At 39.9% G+C, this 11339-nt stretch carries 16 protein-coding genes; 6 read left to right on the forward strand and 10 right to left on the reverse strand.

Annotated features, from left to right (window positions below; genetic code table 11):
• Positions 1 to 48: 48 nt before the first annotated feature.
• Positions 49 to 1485: a dihydrolipoyl dehydrogenase gene (locus CL181_RS08610; protein ID WP_097298914.1), complete on the reverse strand. Its 1437-nt coding sequence runs from the start codon at positions 1483 to 1485 to the stop codon at positions 49 to 51.
• Positions 1486 to 1589: 104 nt separating this feature from the next.
• Here CL181_RS08610 and CL181_RS08615 point away from each other — a divergent pair, with 104 nt between their 5' ends.
• Positions 1590 to 1922: a DUF167 domain-containing protein gene (locus CL181_RS08615; RefSeq protein WP_097298906.1), complete on the forward strand. Its 333-nt coding sequence runs from the start codon at positions 1590 to 1592 to the stop codon at positions 1920 to 1922.
• Positions 1919 to 2344 carry a toprim domain-containing protein gene (locus CL181_RS08620; protein WP_255251498.1) on the forward strand — a complete coding sequence of 142 codons (426 nt, stop codon included), beginning with the start codon at positions 1919 to 1921 and terminating at the stop codon, positions 2342 to 2344. Before CL181_RS08615 ends, CL181_RS08620 begins: the two co-directional genes overlap by 4 nt.
• Positions 2345 to 2347: 3 nt before the next feature.
• On the opposite strand, the gene CL181_RS08625 is transcribed toward CL181_RS08620, so the two are convergent.
• Both CL181_RS08625 and CL181_RS08630 read right to left on the reverse strand, forming a co-directional pair.
• Complete coding sequence (locus CL181_RS08625) at positions 2348 to 2923, reverse strand: nitroreductase family protein (RefSeq protein WP_176505121.1); 576 nt, start codon at positions 2921 to 2923, stop codon at positions 2348 to 2350.
• A 47-nt stretch (positions 2924 to 2970) separates the two neighbouring features.
• On the reverse strand, positions 2971 to 3201 hold the full coding sequence (locus tag CL181_RS08630) for a YwbE family protein (RefSeq protein ID WP_097298908.1): 231 nt from the start codon (positions 3199 to 3201) through the stop codon (positions 2971 to 2973).
• A gap of 156 nt (positions 3202 to 3357) precedes the next feature.
• On the opposite strand from CL181_RS08630, the gene CL181_RS08635 reads away from it, so the two are divergent.
• Positions 3358 to 3558, forward strand: a complete 201-nt coding sequence (locus CL181_RS08635) for a hypothetical protein (protein WP_097298909.1) — start codon at positions 3358 to 3360, stop codon at positions 3556 to 3558.
• 5 nt (positions 3559 to 3563) lie between these two features.
• Positions 3564 to 3740, forward strand: coding sequence for a hypothetical protein (locus tag CL181_RS20260; RefSeq protein WP_176505122.1), 177 nt, complete (start codon positions 3564 to 3566; stop codon positions 3738 to 3740).
• Here the strand turns inward: CL181_RS20260 and CL181_RS08640 are convergent.
• A complete protein-coding gene (locus CL181_RS08640) occupies positions 3729 to 4988 on the reverse strand; it encodes a hypothetical protein (protein ID WP_096205744.1) in 1260 nt (419 codons plus the stop codon). The genes CL181_RS20260 and CL181_RS08640 overlap by 12 nt on opposite strands.
• Positions 4989 to 5556: 568 nt before the next feature.
• On the opposite strand from CL181_RS08640, the gene CL181_RS20870 reads away from it, so the two are divergent.
• Complete coding sequence (locus tag CL181_RS20870; protein WP_217993128.1) at positions 5557 to 5712, forward strand: hypothetical protein; 156 nt, start codon at positions 5557 to 5559, stop codon at positions 5710 to 5712.
• Between the two features lie 319 nt (positions 5713 to 6031).
• On the opposite strand, the gene CL181_RS08645 is transcribed toward CL181_RS20870, so the two are convergent.
• The 6 genes from CL181_RS08645 to CL181_RS08665 are packed head-to-tail and all read right to left on the reverse strand — an operon-like array spanning position 6032 to position 10822.
• Positions 6032 to 7219: a radical SAM/SPASM domain-containing protein gene (locus CL181_RS08645; RefSeq protein ID WP_097298910.1), complete on the reverse strand. Its 1188-nt coding sequence runs from the start codon at positions 7217 to 7219 to the stop codon at positions 6032 to 6034.
• Positions 7206 to 7370 (reverse strand): hypothetical protein, encoded by a 165-nt coding sequence (locus tag CL181_RS20265; protein ID WP_176505123.1) that lies wholly within the window; start codon positions 7368 to 7370, stop codon positions 7206 to 7208. Before CL181_RS20265 ends, CL181_RS08645 begins: the two co-directional genes overlap by 14 nt.
• A gap of 49 nt (positions 7371 to 7419) precedes the next feature.
• Entirely contained in the window at positions 7420 to 7617 is a 198-nt protein-coding gene (locus CL181_RS08650; RefSeq protein ID WP_097298911.1) for a hypothetical protein, read from the reverse strand.
• A gap of 9 nt (positions 7618 to 7626) precedes the next feature.
• Positions 7627 to 8883: an ABC transporter permease gene (locus tag CL181_RS08655; RefSeq protein WP_097298912.1), complete on the reverse strand. Its 1257-nt coding sequence runs from the start codon at positions 8881 to 8883 to the stop codon at positions 7627 to 7629.
• Complete coding sequence (locus CL181_RS08660) at positions 8880 to 10133, reverse strand: COG1361 S-layer family protein (RefSeq protein ID WP_097298913.1); 1254 nt, start codon at positions 10131 to 10133, stop codon at positions 8880 to 8882. The genes CL181_RS08655 and CL181_RS08660 overlap by 4 nt, the downstream gene beginning before the upstream one ends.
• Positions 10134 to 10153: 20 nt before the next feature.
• A complete protein-coding gene (locus tag CL181_RS08665; protein ID WP_255251499.1) occupies positions 10154 to 10822 on the reverse strand; it encodes an ABC transporter ATP-binding protein in 669 nt (222 codons plus the stop codon).
• Between the two features lie 310 nt (positions 10823 to 11132).
• Between CL181_RS08665 and CL181_RS08670 the strand changes: the two genes are divergently transcribed.
• Positions 11133 to 11339 (forward strand): cytochrome c maturation protein CcmE (locus CL181_RS08670; RefSeq protein ID WP_141398848.1); only part of this gene is annotated, 207 nt, incomplete at its 3' end.

An 11339-nucleotide genomic window follows, 5' to 3' on the forward strand; every position in this document is an offset into this window, starting at 1 on the left:
AAAGCCATAACAGGAATTGAGATGAAGCATAGTTACAAGCCCCCGGTTTCAACCAGGGGTAATTGACTCAAGCCCCATATGTCCCAGGATATGATGATAATGTTCGGGAGGCATCAATGAATAAAAAGCTTTCTGGACAACCTCGCTTAATGCAGGATGGATATGCATTCCCCGGATTACAGGCTCCGGATTTTCTTCGTTTGTATACATGAGGTTCACGATCTCCTGTATAAGGATAGATGCATATGGGCCTATAATATGGGCGCCTGATATCTGTTTGGTACTTTTTTCCAATATGATCTTCACAAAATAATCTTTTACATCCATCGCGTTTCCTTTTGCCGTATCTTCATAGCTCCAGAAACCAATCAGCGTGTTTGCCTGTCCGTATTTTTCAATTGCTTCTTTTTCTCCCATTCCAACGCTTGCTATCTCAGGATATGAAAAAACAGCATAAGGGACTGCATGATAATCTATTTTTATCTTCTGTTTCATGATCGCATTATAGAAAACGACCCTTGATTCATAATTTGCCACGTGCTTGAAGAGATATTTTCCATTAGCATCCCCAAAAGCCCAGACGCCAGGCCGGGTTGTTTCAAGAAATTCATTCACGATAATCCATCCTCTCGCATCTGTATTTATTCCCCCTTTCTCAGGATGCAGTATGTCATGATTTGGCCCCCGTCCTGAAGCAACTAAGATCTCATCAACAATAAATTCAACTTTTTCCGCTTCGCCCCGGGCAATGACTTTTTTCTTCCCATCTGCTGTTGTTTGCACTTCTTCAACTTCATGACCTGTGATGATGTCCATGAATCCGGACATATCTCTTTTTGCCAGCATTGAAATCTCCGGCTCTTCTTCAGGGATGTACTGCTTGTTCCTTCCTATAATAGTCACCTTAGAACCCATTGAGGAGAAAAAATGGCCATACTCTGCTGCTATGTATCCACCGCCGATTATGGCAATACTTGCTGGAAGTTTCGTCATTTCCAATACAGTATCACTTGTAAGATAACCTGCTTCCTCCAGACCCTTTACTTGCGGTATGATAGTTTTTGAGCCGGTACAGAGAAATATCATTTTTGAAGTAATGGTCATGGCGCCAACTTTCATAGTATATGGTGACACAAATTCTGCAATATCGTGATAATAATCAATATTCGGGTCGCTGGAAAGTCCAATACGTATGGATTCAATGTCTTCTGAAATAATTGATCTCATTCTATCCATAATATAATTGAAATCAATATTTTTCAATTCTACATCTATACCGAATTTTCCTGCTGTTCCTATTGTCCTTATAAGTTCAGCAGGGTATAGCAGGAGTTTGGAAGGTATGCATCCACGGGTAAGGCATATTCCGCCCGGTTCATCTTTATCAATTACGGCAATTTTGAAACCAGGATTTGTTTCAAGGATTGTGCCAACATAATTCATTCCTGAACCTGTTCCGATGACGATCAGGTCATATTTCTTTATATCAGAATTTTCCAATAAAATTCCCCTTTAATTAAAAGTATTCACTTAATTGTTTAAATCCTTTCTTGAATATCCAAAATGTTTTTTAACAGTCATAATGGCATATGATTAATATCAGTCCGATCATTTTAGAACTAATGAAAGATGCCGTAAGAATCGCCCGGGAAGGGGTTATCCTTGATCTTGAGATAACAGCAGGAGCAAAAGAAACTGCAATCCAGGGTTATAATCCATGGCGCAGGCGTATTGAAGTAAGGATTGCACAAAGGGCCCAAAAAGGAAAAGCCAACGGAGAACTTATTTCCTTTTTATCAAAATTATTTAATATTAGTCCGAAAAATATTGAGATAGTATCCGGTATGGCAAGCAGTAAGAAATCAGTAATGATCTTCCAGGGAAACCACGAAGAGATTTTAGAAATCCTGGGCTCGAAATGATGCACAATGATCTTGAAGATATAGAACGTCTTAAAAAACTCGAAGAAATTATCCTGGAACTTAAGGAATTTGCAGAGGCCGGGGCAATTATCATTGTCGAAGGAAGGAAAGATGAAGGATCTTTGCGATATCTTGGCATCAATGGTGATTTCCAATTTGCTTCACAGCAGCCATTGCTTGATCTTACGGATTCGCTCTCAAAGACCGGGAAAGATATCGTGCTATTGACCGACTGGGATAAAAGAGGAAGCCTTGTTGCATGCAAAATAATTAAATATCTTTCTGCTTATGGTATTGTGCCCAATACAGAAATCCGGTTAAGATTAAGATCCCTTTCAAAAAAAAGAATAAAAGATATAGAAAGCCTCAATAATTACGTAAATAAATTGAGATATGAAATTCATGGGATCATGAGATTTTAAAAGCTACCTTAACCATTTCACATCCGGCTCATTTTTCTCAGGCATTTCGGTTCTACCACCAGGGTATCCGAATATCAATGGAGCAACTGCTTTATAGCCATCAGGTGCGCCAAGTTCTTTTAATAATTTTTCATCCATGAAAGCCGGAAGTAAACCTCCAATCCAGCAACTTCCGATACCTTTTGAATGAGCAGCCAGCATCATGTTCTGAGCTGCCATCGCACAATCGAAATCAACTGTGGGCGAGTTTTTATTTCCCAGTATTATAACAAGCACAGAAGCACCATAGAGCATGTTTGTTCCCTTTGTTTTGAGGAAAACAAGAAAATCAGAAGCTTTCCTGGAACTGTTTTTCATTGGTTCAAGAATCGGAATCATTGACTTCTTACCGCTTTCAGATAACTTATGTAACAGGTCTTTGTTTCTAATCACTAAAAAGCTCCATGGCTGCATATTAAAGCCTGTTGGAGCATATCTTGCGCATTCAATCAGGAATTGTACATCCTCATCTGATACAACATCTTCATTATATTCACGTACACATCGTCTTGTTTTAATTATTTCAATTATATCTTTCAAAATAACTCACCCATATTCAAATAGGCTTGATTTTAGTTATAGTTTTCTCAAATCTCAATTTCTTGAATTTCGAATTGTTTCCCGAAATGAATTTCCTTCACTCTTCCAACCTGCCCATTTTCCAGTTCAACCTTTATTCCATGCGGGTGGTGGGAAGAATTAGTCAAAATTCTCTTAACAATGCCCCGGGTTATTTTTCCACTCCTTTGGTCATGCTTTAAAACTACCCCGACATTTAATCCGACTTTAATATTTACTCTATTATTACCTTCATTCATAATATGATTTGAAATTGAGTTATATGAAGATATACTTTGATGCCTAAAAATATAAACAAATCCATCGTAAAATCTTTCAAATTTAAAGCAAAATGACCTTTAATAAAGACTGTATATATCAGATTAATATAAATATTCATAAAGGAGAGAAAAAAAATGGACTGCTGCGGATCAAGTAAACCGAATGAAACGGATAAAGATACAAAACAAGAACAAACAGGCACTGTAAAAAATCCTGCTGAAAAAGAACAAAAAAACAGCGCAGGATGCTGCGGCGGCGGCACAAAAGATATGTTGCTGCACATTGTATTGATGGTTATAGTAGTTTTAGCAATATCATATTTTACAAGAGGATGAGAAATATGAACAGGAATATTGTATTGATCACTGGAATCCTGGCGGCAATTATGGTGTTCGGAGCCGCTGTCGCGTTAGCCCGGATGGGAAATGAGAAAGTTGCTGTGGGAAATACCAGCACAATCGGCGAGAGTCATTGTGAACAGATGGAGCCCATCAACAAGCAGATTTCATTTCAATGATTTTGCGACCTTATCCATGATGGTATGATCCTCACCGAGTTTGCAGATAGAATCACAATGCGCGCAGAGTTCGGAAAATAAAATATATGCTATTTTAATACCGTTCTGCGTCATGAGAGCAGGTCTTTTCAACTGGGCGATTATTTCCTTTTCTCTTTGATCAGGTGCAACAAGATAGAGCGATACTTTTTCAGATTTAGAAAGTGTGAGCGCTAAATCGGTAAGTCGCAGGATGCCAGAATATATCGATGTGCTTTTCTCTACTTCGTAGGCGCTCACAAATTTAGTTGTTCCTTTTTCAAACCAGATCACATCGATCAGAGCTATAGTTTTCTTTACTTCGTTTCCGACTTTTAGTTCTGGGAGTTCAGGTAAAGAAATAAATGAAAAGCTTTCATTGTTATATGATTTCGCCCTATCATTAGAGGCTACCACAACATCATAGCCAAGGGATTTCCCGATCTTCATCAATAAATATTGGATGTTTGTATGTGTATGCTCTTCTTCTACCTCAATCTGTACATCTTGATGTCTTTTCTGGATTAGTCTTTCTCTCTTCTTTCCGTCTTCATTTACAATCTGAAAATTATCATCCACAACAATTCTTTCCATACCGATTTCAAAAAGCAATCCTGTGATTGCTCCCAAATCCTTAGATAATAAATTCTTAAACTGATCATTTACTTGCAGGATCGTGTCCCTCATTTCCAAATAACCATACCAGGAACCCAGTTTTTTCTGGTCTTTAAATAATATATTAAATCCCTTCACTATGGCTGTGTTAAACGGCGGAATAATTGTTGGATGGATAAAATACAGGATGTTTGCTGCTGAAGGGCCTAACCCCTTAATATTTTGATGGGATAATTTAATTATCTCTTTAATGATCTGTTCTTCTTTTGTTTTAAGGCATGATTCCAGGAATTGGCCAAAAAGGATTTTATTTGCATCGTTTTCATAAATATCAGGGATCCTGAGTTTTGGTTTCCAGTAGAATGGGTGTGCAGCTCCTTCAAAAACTTGTTTTTGTTCCGTAATGGCATTCAGGACTACTTCAAGGGAGGAACCCTTAAAATCGTTAGGGAAAACATCTTCTTTAATATCCTTTATGACCTGTTCAACTCCTCTTCGTATTGCTCCAAAGGCTTTTAGCCTTGCTTCATTATTGATGAACCATGTGTTGTATACGCTTTCAGGATCATTCTTATAAGTCTGTATTATGGATTGGGTTTTTTCTGGATCAGTCATTGAATAGCATTTATGTAATTACTGTTTAATATAAAATTGCATCGCTTTTTCTCTACAAAATAAGAAAATAATTTCAGGACTCTACAATCCCTCTTTATTCGAACTTTTAAAGAAAAACATACTTTTATTTGTATTTTTAAACCGCAACAGACATCAAAAAGCACATCCTTTTAGATAATAGTGACCGGAAAAAAAATACCTATCCAATTCTTTTTTTCCCACCACCGGTCACAACCACCTCTTTACATCAACTGTAAAGTATATGTATAGTTTATACGCATTGTAAAGTTGAGATTATGAGAAAATAAGATGAAGGAAAATAAATGCACAGTGTGTTGTTGTCTATACTTTTATTTTTCGTGACTTGGCCCTTCCAAAGGGCTGGAACTCTATACCCTTGATACCACCTTATTAAATTAACCACTTGTTTTGTTTCAAATAAGTAAAAAATCAGTAAATGTTGTTTGGTTTTTTAAAGCAAAAACCGATTAAGGGATAAGCATCTACTATTAACATGTTAACTTGGAAAAAATAAACAGCACAAAATTTAAAAGACAGATTAAAAATCATGGACACATTCAACATATTGACATATATTTGTAAAAAAAGAGACGAATTTGTAGCAAAAGGACTTAATTCACAGGAAGCCTTAATAAAAGCAGAGCGTGCAGTAGCGGAAGAATACCATATATGCTTTGCATCAATCAATAAATTGGGGGTGTAACCTTGCTGAAACTATCCATATGAATATCCCCTCATATTTATAAGCTTTCAAATAAAAATTTTCAATCCCCCACTTCAGCCAACCCATTATTATACAATCGATAGATTATTCCTCTGCATGTTTCAATCTTTGCTATGCAGTATTAAGCGCAGGAAGAATGACATTTGCATGTTCCTCTGGCGATTTTCTTTACCATTTTGATCTTCACGTTTTCACCTCTGTGAATAAATTATTTCGATTCGTTAATATGTTTTTGGTTTAAATTTATAAAATTTTACCGGAATTTTCTTGTTGTTACCGCTAAAACACATCCGACATCTCACAGGTGCGTCAGAACACCATTAGCATAGCATAACAGGGGATCAGGGGCTAAAATCCCCCCATGTTGCCTTGCCCTGAAGCGGCACCCTCCCCTGCAATCATGAATTACCTCGCAATCATGGCAATCAAGCTTATCAAGCGTCCATAAATAATCTTTGCACAGTTTATCATGTGCTGCCCTCAGATCATCAATATTTCCCGCAGGTTCATCCTCAAAAAAACCGCATTTACTGACCGTGCCGTCAGGCGATACAGCACATAGATGAGAGCCGCATGTATAATTGCCCGTACTCTCATGCGCACCCGCCCCGAAGCCATACCTTAAATGCGATGCTGCTTTTTTCAGATCAAGCATAATATCCTGATTATCTTTAAGGTTACCCGCCATACAGGGCACATCAACGCTCCATGAAATGATATTCATGCCGGAAAAAAGCTTTTGCATTTCATCGAATTCTTCTGCATTGTATTTGTGCGCCATTGTAGCGATAGAAACAGGAATATTGAAACTCTGGAGATTGGTAACCCCGCGCATGGCTTTTTCATAAGAGCCCACCCCTCGCAAAATATCATGAGAACGGATACCATCGATACTGACCTGTACTTCATCTATATATTCGGAGAGTTTTTTAGCCTCTTTTTGACCAATTAAAGTGCCGTTCGAAAGAATTACTTTCCTGAGTTCATAGGATGGCAGAACCTCCATAAGCTCCCAGAATCCAGAATGCATAAGCGGCTCCCCTCCAGAGATCATGAGCTTCAAGCCGCCCATGCTTTCAAACTTTGAGATCGTCTTCTCGAACCGGCTAACTTCAATGTCAACATTTCCTGATTTCCCAAGATAGCAGTGTTTGCAGGAAAGATTGCACTTATTCGTTATGTTCAGAAGAAGATAGCGCAAGGAAGGTACCGATGACCCCTCAACTTTTATAATTCTTGGATGTACAGAATTCTGCATCAGGATTATTCCTTCATCCAGCATAAATTCAATAGCTCCCTTATCGCTGCCAGCATCCGGGAATGACATTGGAAAAGGAGTCTTCCCATCGCATTTTTTTAAGAATTCAAATGCCTCATCATCCAGTTCATATAACTGGTCATCAGGGATGTAATAGACAAAGGGCGCCTCAAGATTTCGCAGCGTATGACCCGGCGCAAGTACCGGATACAAATCATTTGAAGGCATCTTTTACTTCTTCCTGTGTGATCATGCCTTTCTGGAGCATGTTTTTTAAGATCTTGAATGCTGCACATTCGAGTTCGATATCATCTTCCTTGAAGAATTCACAGTGGCTGCAAATAAGCGCTATATATGGATTTTTCTCATTTTGTGTCATTTTTGTTTTATAAATTTATACCGCAATCTATTTAATTATTTTAGTGTAATTAACATTCCATTTCCAGCACCACGGCACCCACGTAATTACAGCTATTGCACTGGTACTGATAGCCTGTTTTCAGGCCCATATAATATGTGACCTCGGTAGAGCCGCAGACCGGACAGACAAGTATCCGCCTGCCTTTTGGCTTTTTAAGATCCTCAAGCATCTCCTTTTCAATGGCATCTAAATCGTCTTCAATCATATCCTTTACTCACTGGTCATATCTTATAGCATCCACAGGTCTCATCTTTGCTGCATGCCTGGCAGGAATTATTCCTGATAGTATGCCTATCACTACCGAGAAACCAAGAGCGAAAAATATGGTCCCTGTAGTAATCGTCGCTCTCATATCTCCTCCAAAGCCCAGGGCCTGTATGCCCAGATAAGGGATGAGCAGGGAAATAGCCGCACCAGATATTACGCCTATTATCCCGCCTACGAGTCCGAATATTCCTGACTCGATAAGGAAAAGTTTCATGATTTCGCTCTCACCCGCACCTATTGCTTTCAGTAACCCTATCTGTTTTGTGCGTTCCATGACCGACATGAACATGGTGTTGGCTATACCTATTGCTCCCACAAGGAGCGAAACAGCAGCGATCGCACTTAAGAACAGGGATAAAGTCTGGGTCACGCCGCTCATCTGTTCACGGATAAGAGCTGAAGCTATTACTGTAAAATCCTTTGTTCGCGGATTTACCTGTCTTGAACTCATAAGCTTCTGCTCGATATCAGCTTTCAGGTATTCTACAAGAGAGGCATCCGTTGCTTTAATGACCATAGATGTAAACTGGTTATTTGCTACTTTTTCAGTGATAACTTCTCTTGCCATCTCAGCTGGCATATATATCCCGGTATCACTGCTGCCTCCTAATCCACCTGACTGCCTGAGAATACCCACAACCCTGAAATTTTTACCCCCGATAGTAATAGGACGGTTAAGCGTTATTGGTTGAAGGAAAGCCCCATAAGCAAGACCATACCCCACGACGATCGAATTAGAATCTCCGGACTGGAGATACCTTCCATCATCTAATCCGGTATTATCCATCTGTCTCCAGACCGAAGTATCGACGCCAGTTACTGATACAACTGTTTTTTCATTATCGTATTTGAGATCGGCTTTGCCCGAAACAAGTCCATTTACATACATCACGCCAGGTACCTGCTTGATCACCCTGTAATCTTTATCTGTAAGGTTGATCGAAGAACTCGTACTCACAGACCTGTCTGTATGCATCTCGCTATGTACACCTGTCGCCCTGAAATATCCAGGAATCACGGTTATTATATCAGCGCCAAAGCCGCCGAGCCTTTGCTGCACATTTTCCTGCATTCCCTGCCCTATGGATATAATGGCTACGACCGAAGCGACACCTATGATTACGCCCACAATGGTAAGCCAGCTTCTCATCCTGCTTTTCCTTACATGGGAAAGAGAGAGAAGGAAGATATCCAGAAGCCTCATTTCCTTCTCTGCCTCTGGAATTTCATTCTATGGTACATTTCAGTGATGCTCTTTCGCTGCCAGAAACCAATGATGCCAAGAAGCGCGATCCCGATGTATGGAGCAAAGCTAAGCACCAGCCCGGAATAATTTGTTCCCCCGCCATGCATAGCCGCATGCTGGTCATCTGTGGATCTGGATGCTGTACCAGCCATGCCGCTTGAAAGTTTTACAGGAAGCTTCTTTTCTACCGACCTGCGTACACCGGCAGCATCAGTATACAGTATTTTTATTGCCATATCAGATCTTCCAGTCCGGGAGACCTGGAAATTTGCAGAAGTATAGTCTCCGGAGTTCAAATTGCCTATCACCTGTGTATTGCTCCCGGAAACACTGAAACTGTTTTGTGGCGGTATTTCCACGCTAACCGCTTTAGCCGGATTGACCCCTATATTGGATACACTCAGGAGAAAGCTGCTTCCCGATTCCTGGTAACTTAACTCAAAATCCGTGATTCCTGCAACACCCAATCCAATGGAATCGCTTACCGAGTAATTGATCCCTGATATTTTGATGGGTATATTATAGACACCAGTCTGCGCCTGCGAATCAACAATCATATCGAATTTGATCTTTGCATCTTCCCCGGTGCCAAGACTTCCAAGGAAAAATCGCGTACCTGAGCCTGTAATTGAAAATACCGATGCAAGGTGTTCGCTGCCAGTGTTTATATCAACATAGAGATTTCTTGCTACACCCGATCCTTCGTTCTTGAACTTTAATATAACTTCATTTGTAGAGCCTGGTGCGATAGCAGAGATAGAGGTGTTTGAGAGTGTTATAATCGGCGTGCCTTTAATGACAAGTATCCTGTCTTTTAACGCTGCTGTTGTAACGCTGCCGCTTTCTTTCTCTTTTGTGGTGACATAAACGATAAACTCGTATTCTCCTTCCAGTGTATTCTGATCCACATGGACTTTAAAACTGGCTGTTCGCATATCATTCCAGTCATCCATATTGCCGAGTGACACTTCAGTATCCAGTACGTGTATTGTTTTTTCCGTAGCATTATTTGCCGGGACCAGTTTCACAACAGTGTCTACCATCGATGTACCATAGCCGATGTTATTGATCGGGACCCAGACAAAGACCGTATCTCCCGGATATACCGGTTCATGTTCAGTTACAAGGTAATAACTCGATGCAGCCGCTCCCTGCAAAAATAGCAGCGAAATCAGCAAAATAATAACACATTTTCTTATTTGACTCATAGATTTATTACTCCAGTTAATTATGATGCAAGTTTTCCATCTATCATTCTCACGGTTTTATTCGCCCTTCCCGCGATTTTTTCATCATGAGTGATCATGGCGATCGTGACATTTTTTGCATTCAGTTCTGTGAAAATATCCAGTACCTCTTTTCCTGCTTCCGTGTCGAGATTACCGGTTGGCTCATCAGCTAAAATTAATAAGGGATTTGTGGAGAGCGCTCTTGCAATCGCTACTCTCTGGCTCTGGCCACCTGATAACTGGGAAGGGTAATGATTTGCGCGCCCGGAAAGGCCGACAAGTTGCAGCAATTCCTCTGATCTATCCCAGATTTCTGCCTCACTGAATTCATGTATTCTCATTGGCAGCTGGACATTTTCAAGAGCTGTTAACGTTGGATAGAGGTTGTGGGATTGAAAGACAAAACCTATTTTCTTGCCTCTTATACGGGAGAGTTCCAGTTCTGTAAGTGCAGCAATATCCTGTCCTTCAAGGAAAACCCTGCCTCTTGTAGGGATATCAAGACAGCCTATCATGTTCAATGCTGTTGATTTGCCGCTTCCGCTTGGCCCCATGAGAGCCAGGAATTCACCAGGTTTTATCTTTAAGCTCAGGCCTTTAAGTGCCGGAACTTCCACTTCACCTATTCTGTATATCTTCCAGACATCATCAAGTTCAATAATGTTCAAGATGCTTCCTCATATTGTGCTCAACGTTCGATTACTTTACAGACAATGTAAATAAATTACTTTACAATCAGTGTAAAGTAAATAGTTTGCGGTTTAAAAAATTAAAGTATGGTTATTTATTTCACTGTATTTTTAAACCACAACCCACATTAAAAGGCACATCCTTTTAGATAATAGTGACCGGAAAAAACTCCTATCCAACTCTTTTCTTCCACCACCGGTCACAGCCACCTCTTTACACTCACCGTAAAGTATATGTATAGTTTACACACATTGTAAAGTTGGGATTATGAGATAATGAGATGAAGACATGAACCGAAAACAAAGAAACATGCTTGGTGTCGGGATAGTGGTTATACTTATATTATTTCTTGGAGTGCAAAGTTTCAGTAACGCACTCTCATTTTACTATGAAGTGGATGAATTCGTCCAGAAAGCTGATACATTGGATGGTAAGATCGTGAATGTTAATGGCACTATACTAAAGGGCTCGACTGTCTGGGTGCCGGAAAAAGCC

The sequence above is a fragment of the Candidatus Methanoperedens sp. BLZ2 genome (genome assembly GCF_002487355.1).
Lineage (GTDB): Archaea > Halobacteriota > Methanosarcinia > Methanosarcinales > Methanoperedenaceae > Methanoperedens.